Origin of the sequence: Micromonospora sp. NPDC005194 (assembly GCF_040608335.1) — a bacterium.
GTDB lineage: Bacteria > Actinomycetota > Actinomycetes > Mycobacteriales > Micromonosporaceae > Micromonospora.
Map to the genome: position 1 here is coordinate 35,548 of NZ_JBEXIA010000038.1, position 20,858 is coordinate 56,405.

Here is a 20,858-nt window from a genome sequence, read left to right on the forward strand (position 1 = left end):
TCGCTTGGTACTGTGCGTCACTGGTCATGTGAACCATGACACAGTGCCCCCACAGTCCGGAGAACCCGATGTGCCAGCACCAACCGACCTGCCCCTTAGCTGAAGCCACCGACCGGGAAGCCGCCCGGGTCCTCGCCTGCTTCCCTGAGCAGGGCTGGAGCCTGCTCTGCAACGGTGTCATCGTTTTCGAGGACACCGGCGAGCTGCTCCCCGACGGCAGCAGCATCGCACCGCACCGCGGTCCCGCCCGCCACGCTCTCGTGGCCTGAACGACCACCCAGCGTAACCACACCGCCGCCGTCGACCCAGGCTAGTCCCCCGGTACGGGACGTCTCCGCCCAGGTCGCGGCGCAGCCGGGGCGGCCAGAACCGTTCGCCCCGGCCCGCCGACGTCAGTCCTCGAACGCCTCCGGCGACGGGCACGAGCAGACCAGGTTCCGGTCGCCGTAGGCGCCGTCGATGCGCCGCACCGGCGGCCAGTACTTCCCCGCCCGGTCGGTCCCGCCCGGGTACGCGCCCACCGACCGCGGGTACGGGTGCGGCCACTCGTCGCCGCTGACCATCGCCGCGGTGTGCGGCGCGTTCGCCAGGGGGTTGTCCCCCGCCGGCCACTGCCCCGAGGCGACCTGGTCGATCTCCGCCCGGATCGCGATCATCGCGTCGCAGAACCGGTCCAGCTCGGCCAGGTCCTCGCTCTCGGTCGGCTCCACCATCAGCGTCCCGGCGACGGGGAACGACATCGTCGGCGCGTGGAAGCCGTAGTCGATCAGCCGCTTCGCCACGTCGTCGACGCTCACGCCGGTGGCCTTCGTCAACGGCCGCAGGTCGAGGATGCACTCGTGCGCCACCAGGCCCTTGTTGCCGGCGTACAGCACGCCGAAGTGCCCGCGCAGCCGCGCCGCCACGTAGTTCGCGGCGAGGACGGCCACGCCGGTCGCCCGGGTCAGGCCCTCGGCGCCCATCATCCGCAGGTACGCCCACGGGATCGGCAGGATCCCCGCCGACCCGTACTTCGCCGCCGAGATCGCCGGGGTGGCGTCGGCGTGCGCGCCGAGCGGGTCACCGGGCAGGAACGGCGCCAGGTGCGCGCGCACCGCCACCGGACCCACACCGGGGCCACCGCCGCCGTGCGGGATGCAGAACGTCTTGTGCAGGTTCAGGTGCGACACGTCCGCGCCGAACGTGCCCGGCTTGGCGAACCCGACGAGGGCGTTGAGGTTCGCCCCGTCGACGTACACCTGACCGCCGGCGTCGTGGACCTTCGCGCACAGCGACGCGATGCCCGTCTCGTACACGCCGTGCGTCGACGGGTACGTCACCATGGTCGCGGCGAGCGCGTCCCGGTGCTTGTCGATCTTCGCGTCCAGGTCGACGAGGTCGACATTGCCGTCGTCGTCGCAGGCCACCACGACCACCCGCATGCCGGCCATCACCGCGCTGGCCGCGTTCGTGCCGTGCGCCGACGACGGGATCAGGCACACGTCGCGGTGCGTTTCACCCCGCGACGCGTGGTAGGAGCGGATGGCCAGCAGGCCGGCCAGCTCACCCTGGGAGCCGGCGTTGGGCTGCACGCTGACCGCGTCGTAGCCGGTCACCTCGGCCAGCCACGACTCCAGCTGCCCGATCATCTCCCGGTACCCGGCGGTCTGGTCGTCCGGCGCGAACGGGTGGATGTGCGCGAACTCCGCCCAGCTGACCGGCTCCATCTCGGTGGTCGCGTTCAACTTCATCGTGCACGACCCGAGGGGGATCATGCCCCGGTCCAGGGCGTAGTCGAAGTCCGACAGCCGCCGCAGGTAGCGCAGCATCGCCGTCTCCGAGTGGTGGCTGCGGAACACCGGGTGGGTCAGGAAGTCCGAGGTCCGGGCCAGGTCGACCGGCAGGGCCGCGTCGGCGTCGCCGTCGAACGCGTCCACACCGAACGCCGCCCACACCGCGCGCAGGTGCGCGTCGGTGGTCGTCTCGTCGCAGGACATGCCCACCCGGTCGGCGTCGACCAGCCGCAGGTTCACCCCACGCTCGGCCGCCGCCGCGACGACAGACGCCGCGCCGCCCGGCACCCGCGCGGTGACGGTGTCGAAGAACGCGACGTCCGCGACGTCGACGCCGCCGGCGCGCAGCCCGGCCGCGAGCCGCGCCGCCATGGCGTGGGTACGCGCCGCGATGGCGCGCAGCCCGTCCGGGCCGTGGTAGACGGCGTACATGCCGGCCATCACGGCGAGCAGCACCTGCGCGGTGCAGATGTTGCTGGTCGCCTTCTCCCGCCGGATGTGCTGCTCGCGGGTCTGCAACGCCAGCCGGTACGCCGGGTTGCCGTCCGCGTCGCGGGACACCCCGACCAGGCGCCCCGGCAGCATCCGCTCCAGGCCCGAGCGGACCGCCAGGTAGCCGGCGTGCGGCCCACCGAAGCCCATGGGTACGCCGAAACGCTGGGTGGTGCCGGCGGCGATGTCCGCGCCGATCTCCCCCGGCGCGCGCAGCAGCGTCAACGCCAGCAGGTCCGCGGCGACGGTCACCAGGGCCCCGACCGCGTGGGCCGCCTCGACGAGCCGCGCGTGGTCCCGCACCGCCCCGGACGCGCCCGGGTACTGCAGGTGCAGGCCGAAGAACTCCGCCGGCAACTCGTCGCGCTCGACGTCGAGGACCCGCACGTCGATGCCGAGCGGCATCGCCCGGCTGGTGATCACCGCGATGGTCTGCGGCAGGGCGTCGGCGTCGACGACGTACACCCCGCTCTTGCTCTTGGACGCGCGCCGCGCCAGGGTCATGGCCTCCGCGGCGGCGGTGCCCTCGTCGAGCATGGAGGCGTTCGCGGTGGCCAGGCCGGTCAGGTCGGTGACCATCGTCTGGAAGTTCAGCAGCGCCTCGAGGCGGCCCTGGCTGATCTCCGGCTGGTACGGCGTGTACGCCGTGTACCAGGCCGGGTCCTCCAGGACGTTGCGGCGGATCACCGCCGGGGTGTGCGTGCCGTGGTAGCCCAGGCCGATCATGGAGACGGCGACGGTGTTGCGGGCCGCGAGGGCCCGCAGCTCGGCGATCGCCTCGGCCTCGGTGGCGGGATCGGGCAGGTCGAGGGTGCCGTGCCAGCGGATCACCTCGGGGATCGCGGCGTCCATCAGCTCATCGATCGAGTCGTGCCCGACGACCTCCAGCATCCGACGCTCATCGTCGGGGCCGGGACCGATGTGACGGGTGGCGAACTGCTCTACGGACATCAGGGGCGCTCCCGGGCGAGGTCGACGGATCGGCCTCCCCCTCTGTCGCGCCCGCACAGCGCTCCACAGTGCCTGCCCACGAGGTCCTTTTGCCTGAGAGGTTCCGGGGAGGATTTGCCCCTTCGGCGCCGCCCCTGCTGCTGTCGGGCGGTCTCTCCCACGTGGGTGGTACCGGCATGGTCAACGCTACCAGCGCCGGTGTTTCCGACAGATGTCCTACCCCTTGAACGTCACACGCCGGCCGGCGCGGCCAGCGGCGCGGCCCCGCCGACGACCCGGTCGGCCAGCACCGGCAGCAGCGCCCCCAACGGCGCGTCGACGCACACCGTGGCGTACCCGTCACCCCGGGTCGGCCCCTGGTTGACGATCGCGACCGGAATGCCGTGTTTCGCGGCGCGAATCACGAACCGGCGCCCCGACATGACCGTCAACGACGACCCGAGCACCACCACCGCCCGCGCCTGCTCCACCAGCGCGAAACACCGCGCCACCCGCTCGGGCGGCACCGTCTCGCCGAAGAACACCACGTCCGGTTTCAGCATCCCCGTCCCGCAGATCCCGCAGTCCACCGGCCGGAACCCGGCCGCCTGCTCGTCGGGGAGATCCACATCACCGTCCGGGTTGACGGCGGCGACGCGGGCCACGAAGTCCGGGTTGGCCTCGCGCAGCCGCCGGTCCACCTCCTCCCGGGAGGTCAGGTTGCCGCAGTCCAGGCAGACCACCTCGTCGAGACGGCCGTGCAACTCGACCACCCGGTCGCTGCCCGCGACGCCGTGCAACCCGTCGACGTTCTGCGTGATCACCGCGTCGACCAGGCCGGCGCGTTGCAGCCGCGCCACCGCCCGGTGCCCGGCGTTCGGCGCCGCCCGCGCGATCAACCGCCACCCCAGGTGGCTGCGCGCCCAGTACCGCCGCCGGGCGAGGGGATCCCGGGTGAACGCCTGGAAGGTCATCGGGGTGTGCCGGCGGGCCACCCCACTGGGCCCCCGATAGTCCGGGATACCCGACTCGGTGGACAGGCCCGCCCCGCTGAGCACCACCACCCCACCACCGGCCACCAGCGAGGTCAACGCCTCCAGGCTCTTCGTCACCCCTTCATGCTGCCTCAGCGCACCCGCCGACGCCGAACACCCGGCAATGCGGCACCCGCCGGCGCCGCACACCCGCGACGGCCAGTCCGTCGCCGTCTACACCGCGACGACGTCAGCGACGACGCAGGCGATGTTGTCCGGCGCCCCCGCGTCCCGCGCCGCGGCGACCAGGTCCCGCACCGCGTGTTCCGGATCGGCGGCCGCGCTCAGCGTCGAGAACAGGGCGGCCCGGTCGACGACCGCCCACAGTCCGTCGGAGCACAGCAGGTACCGGTCACCGGGCAGCGCCGCCCGCAGCGCCAGGTCGGCCTCGACCTGCTGACCGCCGCCCAGCGCGCGCACCAGCAGCGCCCGCTGGGGGTGCGCGCCCGCCTCGTCGCGGTCGAGGCGGCCCTGATCCACCTGGGCCTGCACCCACGTGTGGTCCTGCGTCAACAGGGACAGCTCACCGTCGCGCAGGAGGTACGCCCGGGTGTCACCGACGTGCACCAGCGCCAGGTGGGTGCCGCTGCGCAGCAGCGCGGTCAGCGTGGTGGCCGGCTGGTGGTCGTCGGTCGCCAATTCGCGTACGACCCGGTCGGCGTCGGTGACCGCCCCCGCCAGCGTCGTCAGCAGGTCGACGGCCGGCCCGTCGGTGAGATCCAACGCGGTGAGGGCGTCGACGGCGGCGGCGCTGGCGGCCCCGCCGCCGGGCCCTCGCACCCCGTCGGCGACGGCCAGCAACCGGTCACTGGCGTACGCGACGTCCTCGTTGGTGTTCCGCACGGTTCCGGTGTCACAACCGGCGGCGTAGCGGACGGCGACTGTGCGGTTCGTTCTCGACACGGTGGCGCTCCCTTCGGACAGGTGATCCACGAGGAGGCTGGCGAGCCGGGCGCGAGCCGCGGTGTCGACCGACACCTGCCGCCAGTACGCGGTGACCGCCTCCGCCGCCGCCGCGGGCTCCAGGTCGCACACGGCGCGGATCTGCGCCAGCGGCATGCCGATGCGACGCAACTGGGCCACCAGCCGGGCCAGCGGCACCTGCCGCGGGTCGTAGAGCCGGTATCCCGACTCGGGATCCACCGCGGCCGGCGCCAGCACCCCCACCCGTCCGTACAGGCGCAACGCCTTCGGCGTCAGTCCCGCCGCCCGGGCGAACGCCCCGATGGACAGCAACCCCACGTCGGCATCCTCCTCGCGCCGGTCACGGCGACCGGCACGCACCACCCTGGGGGTTGCCCACAGGTCAAGGTCAAGCCCGGCGACACCGCCGCCGGTAGGTTGGGCCCATGCGTGTTGTCATCGCCGGAGGCCACGGCAAGATCGCCCTGCTGCTCCAGCGGCACCTCGCCGGCCGCGGCGACACCGCCGTCGGCCTGATCCGCAACCCCGACCAGGCCGACGACCTGCGCGCCGCCGGCGCCACCGCGGTCGTCTGCGACCTCGAACACGCCGACGTCGACGAGGTCGCCGCGCACCTGCGCGACGCCGACGCGGTGGTCTTCGCCGCCGGCGCCGGCCCCGGCAGCGGCGCCGCCCGCAAGGACACCGTCGACCGGGCCGCCGCCGCGCTGCTCGCCGACGCCGCCACCCGCGCCGGCGTCCACCGCTACCTGCTGGTCTCCTCCATGGGCGTGGACAACCCACCCGCCGCCGGCACCGACGACGTGTGGGCCGCCTACCTACGCGCCAAACGAGCCGCCGAGGACGACCTGCGCGCCCGCGACCTGGCCTGGACGGTGCTGCGCCCCGGCCGGCTCACCGACGACGAACCCACCGGGCACGTCACCCTCACCCGACACGCCGGCCGAGGCGACATCAGCCGCGCCGACGTCGCCCTGGTCCTCGCCGCGCTCCTGGACGAACCCCGCACCGCCGGCACGACCCTGGAACTCGTCGGCGGAACGACACCGATCGCCGACGCCGTCCGCGCCGCCGCGAGATGACCCCCGGGCTGGGGTCGCGGTACGTGACCCCAACCCGGGCCGGTCAACGCTGGTGGTGACGCGGCAACGCCGCCTGCCCCACCACGCCACCCACGAAGGGCGCCCCCGGCGTCTCCTTCGCGATCCGGTCCATCGTGCGCGCCAACTGCTCACTGCCGTCGTCGAGATGCCGCGCCGCCGCCTGCATGTGCGACACCATCATCTCGCCGAAGATCCGCAACGCCTCCCGGGTCGCCACCGTGTCGTCGAAGCTCGGCCCGGCCGTATTGCGGTACTCCGCCACCGCCCGCTCGGCCTCCTGCTTCGCCTCCTCCGCCGCCGCCCGCATGTAACTCTCGTACTGCAACCGGGCGTACTCGGCGACCCGCCGCGCGTAGTCGTGCGCCTGCGCGATGATCTGCTCGGCCTCCCGCTGCGCCGCCGACAGCAGATTCACCTCCTTGGCCGCCGGCACCTTCACCGCCGCGCCCGTGCTCGGGATCACCCCGTGGCGGTGCAACTCCACCCGGTCGGTGAGCCGCTCGTTCTCCGCCCGCAGGTTCGCGATCTGCGTCGCCAACAGATCCAACTCGTCGGCGACCTGCACCCGGAACCGGTCCACGTCCGCGTTGTCGTAGCCACGCCGCGCGAACGGCGCCGTCCCGAACTCCCACCGCCGAACCCGGTCGGAGGTCATCCGCACCTGCACACCGCCGGACACCTGAATCCCGTCGTACCGGCTGATCGGGGTCGCGCTCACCTCTCACCCCCCTCACTCGACTGCTGGACCGCCGTACGCCACGCCGGGCCGTACCACTGCTTGCCCAGACCCTCGTGATGCACCTGACCCTCGTGGTAACCCGCCCGAGCCAACGTCTGCACCGCGTGCGACACCATCTCGTCCGACCCGCACACGTACACGTGCCGCGAACGCCAGTCACCATCGGCCAACGCCCGGTCCACCGCGTACACGAACTCACCCGGCCGGTTCGCGTCCGCGCCCACCACGTACGTCACCGTCAACCACGGACACGACGACGCCAACTTGTCGATCGCGTCGCTGTCGTAGAACTCGCTGCGCGACCGCGCACCCACGTACAGATCCACGCGACGACCCGAACCCTCCGCGGCGACCTGCTCCACCAGCGCCTTCACCGGCGCCCAGCCGGTGCCCGACGCCAGCAGCAACAGGTCACTGGAACCCGCCGCCCACAACGCCAGGTGCTCCCCCACCGGCGCGGCCAGATGCACGCGGTCCCCCACCGCCGAGCCGTACACCAGCCGCGACGACACCGCGCCACCCGGAGCGGCCCGCACATGCAACTCCAGCGTGCCGTCCGCGCGCGGCGCGTTCGCCGGCGAGTAGTACCGCCACGACCGCACCGACGGATGCGACACCCCGATCGACTGACCCGGCGTGAACGGCAACAGGTACTGCGGACGCACCGTCAACACCGCCACGTCGAACGCCCGCCGCTCATGGGACACGATCTCCGCCACCCACCACGGCGGGTTCACCGCCTCCGCGGCCTGCGCCGCCTCCGTCATCACCTGCGCGATCAGCCCGTACGCCGCCGCCCAGTCCTGGGCCAGCTCATCGGTCCACTGCTCGGCGAGAAAATGCTGCAACGTCGCCAACAGCGCCTCACCGACCGCCGGATAGTGCTCCGCGCGGACCGCGAACTTACGGTGATCCGCGCCGAGGTCCTGCAGGAAACCCACCAGCCGATCGACCTGATCCACGTGGGACACGATGTGGCCCAGCGCGGTGACCAGGCGGTCCCGCTGCCCCGCCATGTTCGTGGGGAACATCTGCCGCGTCTCGGGATGCGCCAGAAACAACGTCGAATAGAAGTAGAGCGGCACCTCGTCGCCGTGCCCGGCGACGAGGGACCAACTCTGCTTGAGTCGGGCCGCGTCCACGCTCAGACGCCCGGACGCTCTCCGGTGGCCACCACCTGGTCCTGCACCTGCGCCAGCACCGCCCGCACGTCGTCCTGCACGTCGGCCGGAACACCCAACTCGGTCAGCGTCGCGATCAGGTACTCACCGACCTTGGCGTAGTGCGCCACCGGAATGCCCAACGGCTGGTGCGCCTCGGCCAACCCGCGACCGGTGTACTCGTTCGGGCCGCCCAGCACCACCGTCAACATCAACGCCAGGTGCCGACGCTGGCCCGCCATGTCCACAGTGGCGAAATAACCCGCCAACTCCGGATCGGCGAGCACCTTGTCGTAGAACAGCTCCACGGCCGCCTTCACCGAACCCGCTCCGCCGATGCGGTCGTAATTCGAGGCGGGAGCGGTCTCTTCCGTAACCGTCACGGTCGTTCCTTCCGGGGTGACAGGTCGCGCGCGCGGTGACGCGCAGGGGCAACGGCCACCGACGCCACACCGTCAAGCCGCTGCGGCACACCGGGGACCGTGACGGACCATAGCGTGCCCGCAACCTCCGGTCAGGGCCCCCCTATCGGTTTCCCGACAGTCGACGCACACGCATCGTCACCACAGTGGACCCCGAAGATCCACCCACGGCAACCAGAAGATCACCCACGGTATCCACTGTGGAAAACGTCACCCGGGGAAACCGTCACCCGGACGCCACGACCTGACCCGCAGTCACCAGACAGCCGTAGCCAAAAGAGTCACCCGTATCGCCGGACCGGGCACCAGCGGACGCGCAGCGCGACTCAGCCGGCCCGCCGCCGCGCCCGCCGCGCCGCCAACTCGTCACCCACCGGATCCGACGAGGGCCCCACCACCGGCTCCGCCGGGCCGCTCGCCGCCGGCTCCGCCGGCAGATGCGACAACGACCCCTGGATCTCCTTGAACGCCCCACCGATCGCGATCCCGAAGACGCCCTGCCCACCCTGCAACAGGTCGACCACCTCCTCCGGGGACCGACACTCGTACACCGTCGTCCCGTCGGAGATCAGCGTGATTCCCGCCAGATCCTCCACACCACGCGACCGCAACGCCTCGATCGCCTTGCGGATGTTCTGCAGGGACACCCCCGCGTCCAACAACCGCTTCACGACCTTCAACACCACCAGATCGCGGAACGAGTACAACCGCTGCGTCCCCGAACCCGACGCGTCCCGGACGCTCGGGACCACAAGCGTCGTGCGCGCCCAGTAATCCAACTGCCGATAACTGATGCCCACCGCGTGACACGCCGTCACACCTCGGTAGCCCACCGAGCCGTCACCCTCAGTCGCCACACCCGGCGACGACGCACCCGGCTCACCCAACTGTGTACCCGGATCAGGATCCTGCGGCTCGTGCATCCGGACAACCTCCCCGTCAGTGCGGCGACGCGTCGTTTCCGGGACGCGCACCCCTCGACACGGCAACCCTAACGCCACCTTCAGGGGTTACCACGGAGGAACCGACGCGACACGCCGCGCAGCCACCGAGAAAGATCACCAACCACACGCCGACGTCACCCACCGTGACACCAGCGCGGAACCGAGCCACTCAGCCCGCGAAATCCTCCGGACGCACCTGCTCCAGGAACTCGCGGAACTTCTCCACCTCGTCCTCCTGCTCGTCGGGGATAACGATCCCCGCCTCGCTGAGGACCTGCTCCGCACAACGAATCGGCGCACCGACCCGCAACGCCAACGCGATCGAATCGCTCGGCCGCGCCGACACCCGCACCCCATCGCCGATCAGGAGATCCGCGTAGAACACGTTCTCCTTCAGCTCGGTGATCTCCACCGCCTGCAACGGCGCCTGCAACGCCGCCAACACATCCCGCAAAAGATCATGCGTCAACGGACGGGCCGGCTTGACCCCCTGCTGCTCATAAGCGATAGCCGTGGCCTCGACCGCGCCGATCCAGATCGGCAGATAGCGGTCGCCCTCGACCTCCCTGAGCAGGACGATCGGCTGGTTGCTCGGCAGCTCCACCCGAACTCCGACCACGCTCAGCTCGCGCACCGCCGCCTCCGTGTCGTTGTCACCTACGCCGCACCGCGCCCTTCCCTGCACGGTACACGGACCGCAACACGGTCGTCCGATGCGCTACAGCACCACGCCCGCGCCAGAGAGGGGTTACCCCGGCAAGCCTACGGCACGCTTCGGAGAAGAGATCTTTCCGCTCCACCGCCGCCTGCCGGGCACCCTCACCGACCCAACGTCGACCGAAGCCCCACCCGCACCAACGCCGCGTGCAACTGCTCCGACAACGCCACCAACTCCCGCGCCGTCTCCGCCGCCCGCGCCCGCGCCGCCGGATCACTCTGCCGCGCCAACGGCGCCACCAACTGCGCGAACAACCCGACCTCACGATCGGCCGCGCTCCGGTAACCCCGCAGATGCCGCGGCTCCAACCCGTACGCCGCCAAACCCGCCACCGCCGACGCGATGATCAACGCATCCGCGTCGTACCACCCCGGCGGATCCGACACCAGCACACCGAGCCGCTCCAACTCCACAAGCGTCGACTCGTCGATCCCACTGCGAGCCACCAGCTCAGCCCGGCCGAGCCGCACCTGCGACGACTCGGCCGGCTCCGCCGACTCCCGACCCGGCACCGCACCATCGGGCCCCACCGCGACCAACGCCGGCCGCGACCGCTCCGGCTGCTCGCCAGACGAATCCCACTGGGCCAACTGCTCACGGATCACCCGCAACGGCAGGTACCGGTCCCGCTGCGCGGTCAGCACGAACCGCAACCGCGCCACATCGTCCCAGCTGTACTTCCGGTAACCCGCCGCCGTCCGCTGCGGCTCAACCAGCCCCTCGGCCTCAAGGAACCGCAGCTTCGAAATCGTCGTGTCCGGGAAATCCACCCGCAACTGCCCCAGCACCTCACCGATGCTCATCAGCGGCTGGGACCGGGCCGCCCCGGGTGGCGTGGAGGCCGCAGGCTCGTTCACCCCCGGCCGGCCTCCTCCTCCGGGCGCGGACCGGCGATGAACACCACCCGGAACTTACCGATCTGTACCTCGTCACCATTGCTCAACGTGGCCGCCTCGACCCGCTCACGATTCACGTACGTGCCGTTCAGGCTACCCACGTCCCGCACCGTGAACGTCCCACCATCACGGTGGAACTCCGCGTGCCGGCGCGACACCGTCACATCGTCGAGGAAGATGTCACTGTCCGGGTGCCGGCCACTGGTCGTCACATCGTGGTCCAACAGGAACCGGGCACCCGCATTCGGGCCGCGACGAACCACCAGCAGCGCCATACCCGGCGGCAACGAACCGGACATCCGGCTCGGCACCACATCGGTGTCCGGCCCTTCCAGCACTTCGTCGAGCGAGCCGAGATTGAGCGTCGAGGTGACGTCGAGTGGGGGGAACTCGTCGTCTGGGCGCGTCATGGGACCACCTCACGGATCTGTTCGGTCGGCGTCGGGTAATGGCGGGTCTGGCCGCCGGGCGCTCGTCCACCCGGCGGCTGGCTCCCCGTGCCCGGGAAGGCAATTCCACAACGCTCAACTAATGGATTCTTCTCGGTCGACTGGGCGAGCCTAGCCAGCGCCGAAATGCAGGGCAACCGGACGCGCGCAGACATCCCGCACACCGGATCAAGCACACTCAGCCTTCGGTGATCTTCTGGTACGCGCCCGCCGTCAGCAACCCGTCCGTCGCCGTCGGATCGTTCGGAGTGATCTCCACCAGCCAACCCGCACCGTACGGATCCGTGTTGATCAGCTCAGGGGTGTCACCCAGCGCGTCGTTGCGCGCCGCCACCGTGCCCGCGACCGGCGCGTAGATCTCCGACACACTCTTGGTCGACTCGATCTCACCCAGCGAGTCACCGGCCGCGACTACCGCACCCGCCTCCGGCAACTGCACGTACACGATGTCACCCAACGCGTCCTGCGCGAAGTGCGTAATGCCGACCCGCACCGAGCCGGTACCGTCACCCGCCACCCACTCATGCTCGGCGGTGTATCGCAGATCCTCGGGAATCACCAGACGCGTCCTCATCCATCGGTGCCCCGGACCACCCGGGCCCGGCGCGGCCGCGCCGGTCAGGAGACCGGACGGGCGTGTTCCTACTTGGTCGGCGCGTGCAGCGCCGAAACCTCGGCAACCTCACGCTCCCCAAACGCCACGTTACCGCCGTCACCCCGGACCGACGCGACCACCCCACCAGGAATGTTCAACGCCGTACGCATCGTCGCCGGATCACCGATCACCGTGATGGTGTACGGCCCCGTCAACCGACGCCCCTCCACCATCAACGACCCGTTGTCCCCATCCAGGAAGTACGTCGATGCGATCACCCGCACCGTCGCCCGGTCACCACCGGAGATCTGCATCGCCTCCGCGCCCGCGCCCCGCAACTCCTGCACCGCGTCCAACACCCGGTCCGCCGTGATCGGCTTGACCCCGTTGCTGGAGAACTGCACCGTCAACCCCGGACCCACCGCCGGCAACGTGCCCGCCAGAATCCCCAGCTCGTCCGCCCGACGAGTCGCCTCGTCCAACGCCGCCTGCCGACCCTGCGCACCCGAGGCCAACTGCCGCTGGCTCTCCTCCAACGCCCGAATGTCCTGCTGGAGACGGTTCTCGCGCGCATCCAGATCCGACAGGATCCGCACCAGATCCTCCTGACGCGTCGCCCCCAACGTCGGATCCGTCGACGTCGTCCGCAACTGCACGACAAGCGTGAACCCCAGCAACGCCAACAACGCCGCGATCATCACCCCGGCCGCGCTGAACCGCGACCGACCCGCCGCCACCGCAGGGGCCGACTCCACCACCGGCTCGTCCACCGGCTCACCTGCCCGCGCCACCGCGCTCAGGTCCACCGTCGCGCCGTCATCGACCGGGGCCACCCCGGGCTCCGCATCCGGAGACTCCGGCTCCTTCGTCGGACCGTGCGGCGCCAACGGACTCAACTCGTCCGGATCCGGCGCGTCCGGCCGCGGATCCGGCTCACCCGCCGGCTCACCCGGCCGCCCCGGCACCGCCGGCTGCGGCCAGCCCGTCCCCGTCTCCGCCTGCTCGTCGCTCATCGCTGTCAAACCTACGCCCGGAACAGGTGCCGACGGATCGCCGCCACATTCCCGAAGATCCGCACACCCAGAACGACCACCACACCGGTGGACAACTGCCCGCCCACCCCCAACTGATCCCCCAGATACACGATCAGACCCGCCACCAGCACGTTCGAGATGAACGACACCACGAACTGCTTGTCGTCGAAGATGCGGTCCAACTTCGCCCGGACCCCACCGAACACCGCGTCCAACGCGGCGACCACCGCGATCGGCAGGTACGGCTGCAACGCCGCTGGCACCGTGGGATCAAGCCACACGCCCAGCACCACACCGGCGAGCAACGCCAGCACCGCGATCATCCGCCACCTCCGGAAGGACTAGCGGTCCCCGGCGAACCCGACGACCCAGGACTGCCGGACCGGACACCCGACCCCGAAGGGCTCGGACTGACCGACGGCTTGGCGTAGCGTAGCTGCGGCTCCGGAGCCGCCGGCAGGGTGAGGTCCTCCGCCTTGCGCACACCGAACGACAGGCCGGTCTTCTGCGCGACGTCCTGCATCACCGCCGCGCTGCGACTGTCCTCGAACTTGCGCCGCATCGACCCCGGCCCGATCGCCGACACCTCGTACGGCCCCGTCACCGGCCGGAAATCCACCAGGATCGCCTCGCCCGCCGTACGGATCGTCGACGTCGACGTCAACCGCTGCCCATTGATCGCGATCGCCTCGGCACCGGCGCTCCACAACGCGTTCGCCACACCCTGCAGATCGCTGTACAGCACCTGCGGCGGCCCCGCGCCCTTACCGGTCACCGCGTCCGCGTTGCCCGGGGCGTCCGCCAGGCGCACCACCACACCGTCACCCCGCACCCGGCCGAGCCCGGTGACCGCCTCCAGGTCCCGCAGACGTGCCGCGGTCGACCCGCTCAACGCCGCGTCCCGCTGCCGGCTGACCTCCTCCCGCAGCTGATCCGCGCGCGCCGACAACCGGTCGGTCTGGCTCTCCCGCTCCTTGATCTGCGCCACCAACCCGGAGCGGGCCTGAGCACGCCCCGGCTCGTCCGCCATCGTCTGGCGATACGCCACCGCGAACAGGAAACCCAGCACCACCACCACGACCAGGCTGACCGACCGCGCCGGCCAACCCCGGGACTCGTCCTGCGACGACGCCACCCGCTCGCGCGCGGCCGCCGCGTCCGCGTACCCCGGATCCAGGGGGTTGCGGAACAGCTCGGTGAGGAAGTCCGGGGCGTACACCCGATCCGGGCGGGGACGCTCCGGCGGCGTCGCGCTCACGCGGCCGCTCCCGGGTCGCGCGCCGCGCGCACCAGCCGCGACGCCTGCACCACGTACATGGCGCCGGCCACCCAGTAGAGCACCAGCCCCCACCAGGCCAGCCCCCAGCCGATCGCGGCCGTCGCCGTCGCCGCCTGACTCCACTCGGTGGCCAACAGCAGCACCGGGAACGCCGCGAGCAGCAGGAACGTGGCGGTCTTGCCCACGTAGTGCACCGGTGGCGGCCCGTACCCGTAGCGGCGCAACACCGCCAGTGAGCCGAGCAGCAACGCCTCCCGGGCCAGCAGCGCCGCCGTGAACTGCCACGGCACGATCTCCCGGGCGGTGAAGGCAAGCAGCGTGGCGAGGATGTAGAGCCGGTCGGCGAGGGGGTCGAGCAGCTCCCCGAGCCGGCTCACCTGACTCAGCCGGCGCGCGATCCAACCGTCGACCCAGTCGGTGGTGCCGCCGATAGCCAGCACCACCACCGCCGCCACGTCCGCGCGGGCCACCAGGAACAGGTAGAGGAACAGGGGTACGCCCAGCAGGCGCCCGAAGCTGATCAGGTTGGGCAGGGTGAGCACCTGGTCGCCGGGAGTCTGGTCACCGGTGTCCCGCGGATGCTCTGCCCGAGCCGGCCGACGCGACACCCGAACCTCCTCCACCGCACGCCCCGACGCCAGACCGAGATCGGGCGCGGCGGAGGTCGTACGCGCTGTCGGGCCGGCAACCGCCGGCTCCCCTGCGGCCCCGGGATGGGACCTCTGCCCTGATGCGGCCCGCGATCTCGATGATCACGGGCCGGCTGAGTGCGCTGCCACTATATCGGGCTTCCCCGCGCTCCTCGGCCGCCGCCGCGTGCTGTCGGTGCGGCTGTGCCGCACTGTGGCGTGGATCACCACGTGTAGAGCGTCCTAGGATACTAGTGGAAGGGGGACGGCGGTTCAGGCCGTCTGGACCGCTTGATCGGTCTGCTGCTCCGGCACCGTCTGCGTGGCCGCCCGACCGAAGGCGAGCAACGACAGCAACAGATCGTGCTGCATCCGGGGCGGCATCCGGTCCAACACGGCCTGCACCGCGCGCTGGCGCCGCTCCGCCAGCTCCCGCAGCAGGGTCAGGGCGGCGGCGGTCGGCACCAACCGCACCTCCCGCCGGTCGCGCGGGTCGGCCACCCGGCGCAACAGACCGGTCGCCTCCAGCCGGTCGCAGAGGCGGCTGGCCGAGGAGGGCACCACGTCCAGCAGCTCCGCGAGACCGTTGACGTTGGTCTCCCGTCGGCCGCTGATCAGCATCAGCACCCGCAGCTGGGTCGGTGGCACCTGATGCCGCGACGCCGCCGAGTCGAGCACGGCGATCAGCGTCTCGGCGGCCGCGTCGATCGCCGAGGCGAGATCCGCAGGTCGCTCCACCCGATGTCCCCTGCCGTCGTCACGCTGGTGCCCGCCCGGCGCGGCGGCGGCAACCCTCATCCGCCGTCCCGCTCACGCGGACCATGCCAGTCGAGGCAGACGACGACGGCGTCGTCGCGCAAATCGGAATCCGCGTGATAGGCGTGTAGTTCGCGCATCACCGTACCAACCGCCTCGGTCGCCGGCTGCAACCGTGTGGCCCGCAGGGATCGGGCCATCATCCGCTGCCCGTACGGCTCCCGCCCCGCCGGCTCGGCCGCCCACACGCCGTCGCTGACGACGAAGACACGGTCACCCGGCGCGAGCTGGAACTCCTGCAGCTCGTAGCGGGTCTCGGCGAACATGCCCAGCGGCAGTTGCTGCTCCAGCTCCACCGGCTCGACCGTCGCGCCACGCATCCGCAGCAGGTGCGGCGAACCGGCGTCGACCGCCCGCACCCGCCCGGTGCGGATGTCCAGCTCGAGCAGCAGCGTGGCCACGTACCGACGGCCACGGTGCTGGTAGTAGACCGTGTCCGAGGCCAGCTCCGCCTGCTCCACCAGGCCACCGCCGGAGCGGCGGGCGTTGCGCATCGCGTTCACGGTGACCGCCGTCAGCAGCGACGCGGCCAGGCCCGTGCCCTCGCCGTTGAGCACCGTCAGGGTCAGCCGGTCACCGTCCAGCGACCAGTCGAAGTGGTCGCCACCGACGGTGTACGCCGGTTCCAACTGCCCGGCCAGGTGAAAGGCGCGGTGCGCCACGCTACGACCGGGCAGCAGGTCCCACTGCATCTCGGCGGCCATGCTGAGCCGCTCCCGGCGACGGGCCCGCCGATAACGGTCGGTCTCCCGGTCCGCGGCCCGCATCGCCACCGCCAGGTCGCCGGCGATGTCGGTGGCGCGGCCGGTCATCGCCGGGCCCGGGACGGTCGGCAGTTCGATGAGCAGCACACCCAGCCGCTCCCCCCAGACCGTCAGGGGCAGGTAGAGCCGGCAGACTCCGTCGTCCAGCCCGTCGCGCACCGGCTGCTGGCTGGAGAAGCAGCGCTGCGCCACGGTGTGCTGGGCCAGGGCTCCGGCCGCCGGCAGGTCCGGATCCAGCACCGGCCAGAGCCCGCTGATCCGGTAGTCGGCGACGAACACGTCGGTGCGTAACGCGCCCAACGCCGACCGGATCGCCCGGTCCGCCGCTTCCGCCAACTGGTCGGGCGCGGCCTCGCGCAGCGCGCGCGACACCCCGTCCGGCGCGTCCACCATGGTTGGTCGTCCCTCCAGAAACTTGCTACAGGGCAAGCATCATACGGACGCCACCGGGCAGCCGGTCGTCGCGGGTCAGTCGGCGTCCCGTGTCGCCAGTACGCCGTGAAAGGCGTCCGGCACATCGGCGGGCGGGCCGGCGGGCCGCCACCGGTGGACCGGGACGATCCCGTCCGACGTCGGCGTCCACCGGCCCAGCAGTGGGGCGAAGGCCGCCGGGGGACGCATCCGGAATTCCGGACCCATCATCGCCAGCGCCTGCGGGTGAGCGGCCAGCTCCTCGGTGTCGAAGTCCACGGCCAGCAGGCTGCCCGGCGCCGCGGCGGCGAACAGCTCGTCGAGGGTGCGCGTGAGCGTGGCGTCGTCGAGGAACGCGGCGAGCCCGAGGAAGACCACCCCCACCGGCCGCCGCCCCCACCCGGGTACGAATCGATGCAGCTGGGCCGGGTCGATCGTGCCGATGTCGGTGGCGTCGCCGTAGCCGTAGCCCGCCCGGTCGCTGTCAGCGAGGATCCGCTGCCCCAGCCGGATGGTGACCGGGTCGACGTCGGTGTAGAGCACGGTGGCCTCGGCGGCGACCTCGTGCACGTTGCCCATCGTGGGCACCCCCGCGCCGAACACCAGGAACCCGTCCACGCCCTGCTCGACCATCGCCCGCACCGCCCGGCGCAGGAACGCCCGCAACTCCCGGAAGACCGGCGCGCACGGCCCGTACGCCTGCTCGAAGGCGGTCGCCGCGGCCACGTCGACGTCGAAGTGGTGTTTCCCGCCGAGCCAGAAGTCGATCATGCGAGCGGTGCTCGGCTCGTCCGGTTCATCCATCGACGACGCTCCTCCCCGTCCGGTCGCCGCCAGCGTACCGACCCGGGCCCGACCGGCGGTATCGCTCCGTCGCGCCGCCGCGCCCGCGATACTGGCTCGGCGGGAGGTGAGACGGGTGAACTCGGCGGACAGCGCGGCGGTGGTGGTCGGCGTGGACGGCTCGGAGCCGTCCCTGCGCGCGGTGCGCCTGGCCGCCGCCGAGGCCGTCCGCCGGCACCGGCCGCTGCGGGTGGTGCACGGGTTCATCTGGCCGGTGCTGCACGTGCCGGTCTCCCCCGCTCCCGACGCGCCGCCCGGCGCCGGACTGCGCCAGCGGGCCGAGGAGCTGGTCGCCGCCGCGGTGGCCGAGGCCGAGGCGACCGCGCCCGGGCTGACGGTCTCCGGCGAGATCATCGACGGCGAGGCGTCCGCGGTGCTGGTGGGTGAGTCCCCCACCGCCGCGCTCATCGTGCTCGGCGACCGGGGGCTGGGCGGCTTCTCCGCGCTTGTCGTCGGCTCGGTGGCGGTGCAGGTCTGCGCGTACGCCGACTGCCCGGTGCTCGTCGCCCGCGGCGACCAACGCCCCGACGAGCCGGTGCTGGTGGCGATGGACGGCTCGGCGGCGTCCCGGCTCGCCGCCGACTTCGCCGCCGAGACCGCGGTGGCGCGCGGCGTGCCGCTGCGCGCGGTGCACGCCTACCGGCACCCCGGCAGCAGCGGCCCCGGTGACATGCAACCCCTGGTGTACGACGAGGCGCAGTTGCACGCCGAGCAGGAGCGGATGCTCACCGGCTGGCTGGACGGGCTGACCGACCGCCACCCGGGGCTGCGGCTGACCTGGCGGGCGGCGCACGGCCGCGCCGGCGCGGTGCTCGCCGAGGCGTCCCGTTCGGCCCAACTGTTGGTCGTCGGGGGGCAGGGGCGCGGCGAGGTGACCGGCTTGCTGCTGGGGTCGGTGAGTCAGTCGGTGCTGCACCACGCCCGCTGCCCGGTCGCCGTGGTCCGCGGCCCCCGCTGACACCCTGGGGTTGGCCCCCCGCCAGACGGGTAGACGGCCGCGGTACGCCAACGGCGACGAAGGAGGCAGCAGATGCCAGGACCACGGCCGGGCAGCAACGCGTACGACAAGCAGCGGGCGCGGTTGCGCAACGCGATCGACGACTCCGGACGCCGGGTGCCCGACGGCAAGGCCAACCAGGTCGCGAACCGGATCCTGCAGGAGGATCGCGGCCAACGGGGCGTCGTACGCGGCGAGCGCACCTACGGCCCCAAGAGCGAGCGTGAACCAGGCGACCCGAAGTGAGGGGGGTCGACGTGGCCGACGGCGCCATCGCGGGCGCCGTCGGCAGCACCGCGCTGAACGTGGTCAGCTACCTGGACATGGCGCTGCGGGCACGGCCGGCGAGCGGCACCCCGGAGCAGACAGTCGACCGGCTGGCCGGCATCGCGCACGTGGATCTGGGATCGGGGCCCCGGGCGGCGAACCGCCGCTCGGGGCTCGGGCCCCTGATCGGCTACGGGCTGGGCATCGCCGCCGGCGTGGCGTTCGCGCTCTACGCCGGTGGTCGGCGCCAGCCACTGCCGATGGCCACCGGCGTGCTCGGCGCCGGCGTCATGGCGATGACCGACGGGTCCATCACCGCGCTGGGGATCAGCGATCCGCGCACCTGGCGGCGCTCCGACTGGATCTCCGACATCATCCCGCACCTGGCATACGGACTGACGGCCGCCGCCACCTGGAACAGGTTGCGGCGGCCGTCCGGTCACGGTCGTTAGGCGCGGGCGTCGCTGTCGTCCTCGGCGACCGGCTCACCCGCCGGGCCGTACGGCGACACCTGGCCCTTGGGCACCGGCCGACCGGCGTCTCCGCGCGACGTGCCGCGGTTGAGCGGATGCCCGGTCGGCTGGGGCCCCTTGCTGTCCTGACTCGTCGCTCCCTTGGCGTTGCGCCGGAACTCCTCCTGCTGCGGGTTGACCACGAGTGTCTCCCTCCGGGTACGGCAGGCGGCATCGACCGCCTCCACCGGCGGCATACCCGTCCGGCCGGGCGGCATTCCGGTCCCGCCCCGCGCCCGCAGGGCTAGCCGCGCCCAGGGTGGGTACCCACCCGGTGTGGGTGACGATCGAGCGGTGGTGCGGGTCCTATTGGACCGGCGCAGCCACACGTACGCCGAGGAGGCCGGTATCCGGCTCGCCGACCGCCCCGGTCCGCTGTACCAGCTGCTGGTGCTGGCCACCCTGCTGAGCACCCGGATCCGGGCGTGCGTGGCGGTCGACGCCGCGCGGGAGCTGTTCGCGGCCGGCTACCGCACGCCGCAGGCGATGGAGGCGGCGAGCTGGCAGCAGCGGGTCGACGCGCTGGGCCGCGGTCACTACCGCCGCTACGACGAGCGCACCGCCACCATGCTCGGCACTGGCGCCCGGCTGTGTCTGGACCGCTGGCACGGCGACCTGCGGCGCCTGCACCGGGACGCCCAGGGCGACCCGGCCGGGCTGCGCCGACGGCTCACCGAGTTCCCCGGCATCGGGCCCACCGGCGCGGACATCTACCTGCGCGAGGCCCAGACGGTCTGGTCCGACCTGCGCCCGTACGCCGACCGTCGGGCCCTCGCCGGCGCGAAGCGGCTGGGCCTGCCGGGCTCACCGGACCGGCTGGCCGGGCTGGTCGCCGAACCGGATTTCGGCCGGCTCGCCTCGGCGCTGGTCCGGGTGGCGCTCGGCGAGGAGTCCGCGGGCGAGGTCACCCGTGTCGCCGCCGGGTGAGGCGCTCACTTGACCGGCTTGTCTCCCTGGGGTCGGGTCAGGTGCCACACGCCGAGCGCGGCGAGCAGCGCCAGGACGATGACCCCGCCGGAGATGCCACGGCCCTCCTCGGGGCTGCGGCCCGCGCTGCCGAAGTAGATCACCGCGAGACCGGCGAGCACGGTGACGAACGTACGCAACCCTCGGTCCTTCACGTACCGC

Annotated in this window: 26 protein-coding genes and 1 riboswitch; of the genes, 6 read left to right on the forward strand and 20 right to left on the reverse strand. The window is 72.1% G+C overall.

What is annotated here, in order from left to right; translation table 11 throughout:
- The first annotated feature begins 68 nt into the window (after positions 1 to 68).
- Positions 69 to 269, forward strand: a complete 201-nt coding sequence (locus ABZU53_RS26145) for a DUF5999 family protein (protein WP_234586185.1) — start codon at positions 69 to 71, stop codon at positions 267 to 269.
- A gap of 123 nt (positions 270 to 392) precedes the next feature.
- Here ABZU53_RS26145 and gcvP read toward each other — a convergent pair whose 3' ends face one another.
- From gcvP to ABZU53_RS26160, 3 genes are all read right to left on the reverse strand, one after another.
- Positions 393 to 3,215 (reverse strand): aminomethyl-transferring glycine dehydrogenase, encoded by a 2,823-nt coding sequence (gene gcvP, locus ABZU53_RS26150; protein WP_355068081.1) that lies wholly within the window; start codon positions 3,213 to 3,215, stop codon positions 393 to 395.
- A 71-nt stretch (positions 3,216 to 3,286) separates the two neighbouring features.
- Positions 3,287 to 3,385: riboswitch (glycine riboswitch) on the reverse strand.
- A gap of 60 nt (positions 3,386 to 3,445) precedes the next feature.
- Positions 3,446 to 4,306 (reverse strand): NAD-dependent protein deacetylase, encoded by an 861-nt coding sequence (locus tag ABZU53_RS26155; protein ID WP_355068083.1) that lies wholly within the window; start codon positions 4,304 to 4,306, stop codon positions 3,446 to 3,448.
- A 96-nt stretch (positions 4,307 to 4,402) separates the two neighbouring features.
- Complete coding sequence (locus ABZU53_RS26160; RefSeq protein ID WP_355068085.1) at positions 4,403 to 5,470, reverse strand: MerR family transcriptional regulator; 1,068 nt, start codon at positions 5,468 to 5,470, stop codon at positions 4,403 to 4,405.
- Between the two features lie 107 nt (positions 5,471 to 5,577).
- Between ABZU53_RS26160 and ABZU53_RS26165 the strand changes: the two genes are divergently transcribed.
- Positions 5,578 to 6,234 carry an NAD(P)-binding oxidoreductase gene (locus tag ABZU53_RS26165; protein WP_355068087.1) on the forward strand — a complete coding sequence of 219 codons (657 nt, stop codon included), beginning with the start codon at positions 5,578 to 5,580 and terminating at the stop codon, positions 6,232 to 6,234.
- Between the two features lie 43 nt (positions 6,235 to 6,277).
- On the opposite strand, the gene ABZU53_RS26170 is transcribed toward ABZU53_RS26165, so the two are convergent.
- The 15 genes from ABZU53_RS26170 to ABZU53_RS26240 form a co-directional block, all read right to left on the reverse strand.
- Positions 6,278 to 6,973: a DivIVA domain-containing protein gene (locus ABZU53_RS26170; protein WP_355068089.1), complete on the reverse strand. Its 696-nt coding sequence runs from the start codon at positions 6,971 to 6,973 to the stop codon at positions 6,278 to 6,280.
- Positions 6,970 to 8,136, reverse strand: a complete 1,167-nt coding sequence (locus tag ABZU53_RS26175; protein WP_354855310.1) for a globin domain-containing protein — start codon at positions 8,134 to 8,136, stop codon at positions 6,970 to 6,972. The genes ABZU53_RS26170 and ABZU53_RS26175 overlap by 4 nt, the downstream gene beginning before the upstream one ends.
- 2 nt (positions 8,137 to 8,138) lie before the next feature.
- Positions 8,139 to 8,537 (reverse strand): group 1 truncated hemoglobin, encoded by a 399-nt coding sequence (locus ABZU53_RS26180; RefSeq protein WP_355068091.1) that lies wholly within the window; start codon positions 8,535 to 8,537, stop codon positions 8,139 to 8,141.
- A gap of 365 nt (positions 8,538 to 8,902) precedes the next feature.
- A complete protein-coding gene (locus tag ABZU53_RS26185; protein WP_354855312.1) occupies positions 8,903 to 9,499 on the reverse strand; it encodes a MerR family transcriptional regulator in 597 nt (198 codons plus the stop codon).
- 190 nt (positions 9,500 to 9,689) lie between these two features.
- Positions 9,690 to 10,154, reverse strand: a complete 465-nt coding sequence (locus ABZU53_RS26190) for a bifunctional nuclease family protein (RefSeq protein WP_007460347.1) — start codon at positions 10,152 to 10,154, stop codon at positions 9,690 to 9,692.
- Positions 10,155 to 10,339: 185 nt separating this feature from the next.
- Positions 10,340 to 11,041, reverse strand: coding sequence for a MerR family transcriptional regulator (locus ABZU53_RS26195; RefSeq protein WP_193376631.1), 702 nt, complete (start codon positions 11,039 to 11,041; stop codon positions 10,340 to 10,342).
- Positions 11,042 to 11,091: 50 nt separating this feature from the next.
- Positions 11,092 to 11,544 carry an FHA domain-containing protein gene (locus ABZU53_RS26200; protein WP_007071101.1) on the reverse strand — a complete coding sequence of 151 codons (453 nt, stop codon included), beginning with the start codon at positions 11,542 to 11,544 and terminating at the stop codon, positions 11,092 to 11,094.
- A 217-nt stretch (positions 11,545 to 11,761) separates the two neighbouring features.
- A complete protein-coding gene (gcvH, locus tag ABZU53_RS26205) occupies positions 11,762 to 12,142 on the reverse strand; it encodes a glycine cleavage system protein GcvH (RefSeq protein ID WP_007460354.1) in 381 nt (126 codons plus the stop codon).
- An 83-nt stretch (positions 12,143 to 12,225) separates the two neighbouring features.
- Complete coding sequence (locus tag ABZU53_RS26210; protein ID WP_355068093.1) at positions 12,226 to 13,191, reverse strand: DUF881 domain-containing protein; 966 nt, start codon at positions 13,189 to 13,191, stop codon at positions 12,226 to 12,228.
- 11 nt (positions 13,192 to 13,202) lie between these two features.
- Entirely contained in the window at positions 13,203 to 13,535 is a 333-nt protein-coding gene (locus tag ABZU53_RS26215) for a small basic family protein (RefSeq protein WP_007460356.1), read from the reverse strand.
- Positions 13,532 to 14,470, reverse strand: coding sequence for a DUF881 domain-containing protein (locus tag ABZU53_RS26220; protein WP_355068094.1), 939 nt, complete (start codon positions 14,468 to 14,470; stop codon positions 13,532 to 13,534). Before ABZU53_RS26220 ends, ABZU53_RS26215 begins: the two co-directional genes overlap by 4 nt.
- Positions 14,467 to 15,099, reverse strand: a complete 633-nt coding sequence (locus ABZU53_RS26225) for a CDP-alcohol phosphatidyltransferase family protein (RefSeq protein WP_355068096.1) — start codon at positions 15,097 to 15,099, stop codon at positions 14,467 to 14,469. Before ABZU53_RS26225 ends, ABZU53_RS26220 begins: the two co-directional genes overlap by 4 nt.
- Positions 15,100 to 15,393: 294 nt before the next feature.
- On the reverse strand, positions 15,394 to 15,858 hold the full coding sequence (locus tag ABZU53_RS26230; RefSeq protein WP_354855316.1) for a MarR family transcriptional regulator: 465 nt from the start codon (positions 15,856 to 15,858) through the stop codon (positions 15,394 to 15,396).
- A 56-nt stretch (positions 15,859 to 15,914) separates the two neighbouring features.
- Positions 15,915 to 17,093 (reverse strand): PP2C family protein-serine/threonine phosphatase, encoded by a 1,179-nt coding sequence (locus ABZU53_RS26235; RefSeq protein ID WP_354855317.1) that lies wholly within the window; start codon positions 17,091 to 17,093, stop codon positions 15,915 to 15,917.
- A 75-nt stretch (positions 17,094 to 17,168) separates the two neighbouring features.
- Complete coding sequence (locus ABZU53_RS26240) at positions 17,169 to 17,915, reverse strand: SAM-dependent methyltransferase (protein ID WP_355068097.1); 747 nt, start codon at positions 17,913 to 17,915, stop codon at positions 17,169 to 17,171.
- Between the two features lie 115 nt (positions 17,916 to 18,030).
- Between ABZU53_RS26240 and ABZU53_RS26245 the strand changes: the two genes are divergently transcribed.
- The 3 genes from ABZU53_RS26245 (at position 18,031) to ABZU53_RS26255 (ending at position 19,670) form a co-directional block, all read left to right on the forward strand.
- Entirely contained in the window at positions 18,031 to 18,912 is an 882-nt protein-coding gene (locus ABZU53_RS26245) for a universal stress protein (protein WP_355068099.1), read from the forward strand.
- Between the two features lie 72 nt (positions 18,913 to 18,984).
- Positions 18,985 to 19,197: a phosphatidylethanolamine-binding protein gene (locus tag ABZU53_RS26250; RefSeq protein ID WP_088948250.1), complete on the forward strand. Its 213-nt coding sequence runs from the start codon at positions 18,985 to 18,987 to the stop codon at positions 19,195 to 19,197.
- Positions 19,194 to 19,670 carry a hypothetical protein gene (locus ABZU53_RS26255; RefSeq protein ID WP_355068101.1) on the forward strand — a complete coding sequence of 159 codons (477 nt, stop codon included), beginning with the start codon at positions 19,194 to 19,196 and terminating at the stop codon, positions 19,668 to 19,670. The genes ABZU53_RS26250 and ABZU53_RS26255 overlap by 4 nt, the downstream gene beginning before the upstream one ends.
- On the opposite strand, the gene ABZU53_RS26260 is transcribed toward ABZU53_RS26255, so the two are convergent.
- Positions 19,667 to 19,873, reverse strand: coding sequence for a hypothetical protein (locus ABZU53_RS26260; protein ID WP_354862918.1), 207 nt, complete (start codon positions 19,871 to 19,873; stop codon positions 19,667 to 19,669). The two genes, ABZU53_RS26255 and ABZU53_RS26260, sit on opposite strands and share 4 nt — an antisense overlap.
- A 133-nt stretch (positions 19,874 to 20,006) precedes the next feature.
- Between ABZU53_RS26260 and ABZU53_RS26265 the strand changes: the two genes are divergently transcribed.
- On the forward strand, positions 20,007 to 20,657 hold the full coding sequence (locus ABZU53_RS26265; protein WP_354862916.1) for a hypothetical protein: 651 nt from the start codon (positions 20,007 to 20,009) through the stop codon (positions 20,655 to 20,657).
- Positions 20,658 to 20,662: 5 nt separating this feature from the next.
- On the opposite strand, the gene ABZU53_RS26270 is transcribed toward ABZU53_RS26265, so the two are convergent.
- Positions 20,663 to 20,851: a hypothetical protein gene (locus tag ABZU53_RS26270; protein WP_354862920.1), complete on the reverse strand. Its 189-nt coding sequence runs from the start codon at positions 20,849 to 20,851 to the stop codon at positions 20,663 to 20,665.
- Positions 20,852 to 20,858: the final 7 nt, after the last annotated feature.

Coding starts and splice junctions, on each gene's coding strand:
- ABZU53_RS26145 (WP_234586185.1), top strand. CDS start 69: ATGTGCCAGCACCAACCGACCTGCCCCTTAGCTGAAGCCACCGACCGG.
- gcvP (WP_355068081.1), bottom strand. CDS start 3,215: ATGTCCGTAGAGCAGTTCGCCACCCGTCACATCGGTCCCGGCCCCGAC.
- ABZU53_RS26165 (WP_355068087.1), top strand. CDS start 5,578: ATGCGTGTTGTCATCGCCGGAGGCCACGGCAAGATCGCCCTGCTGCTC.
- ABZU53_RS26185 (WP_354855312.1), bottom strand. CDS start 9,499: ATGCACGAGCCGCAGGATCCTGATCCGGGTACACAGTTGGGTGAGCCG.
- ABZU53_RS26195 (WP_193376631.1), bottom strand. CDS start 11,041: ATGAGCATCGGTGAGGTGCTGGGGCAGTTGCGGGTGGATTTCCCGGAC.
- ABZU53_RS26200 (WP_007071101.1), bottom strand. CDS start 11,544: ATGACGCGCCCAGACGACGAGTTCCCCCCACTCGACGTCACCTCGACG.
- ABZU53_RS26210 (WP_355068093.1), bottom strand. CDS start 13,191: ATGAGCGACGAGCAGGCGGAGACGGGGACGGGCTGGCCGCAGCCGGCG.
- ABZU53_RS26215 (WP_007460356.1), bottom strand. CDS start 13,535: ATGATCGCGGTGCTGGCGTTGCTCGCCGGTGTGGTGCTGGGCGTGTGG.
- ABZU53_RS26235 (WP_354855317.1), bottom strand. CDS start 17,093: ATGGTGGACGCGCCGGACGGGGTGTCGCGCGCGCTGCGCGAGGCCGCG.
- ABZU53_RS26240 (WP_355068097.1), bottom strand. CDS start 17,915: ATGGATGAACCGGACGAGCCGAGCACCGCTCGCATGATCGACTTCTGG.
- ABZU53_RS26250 (WP_088948250.1), top strand. CDS start 18,985: ATGCCAGGACCACGGCCGGGCAGCAACGCGTACGACAAGCAGCGGGCG.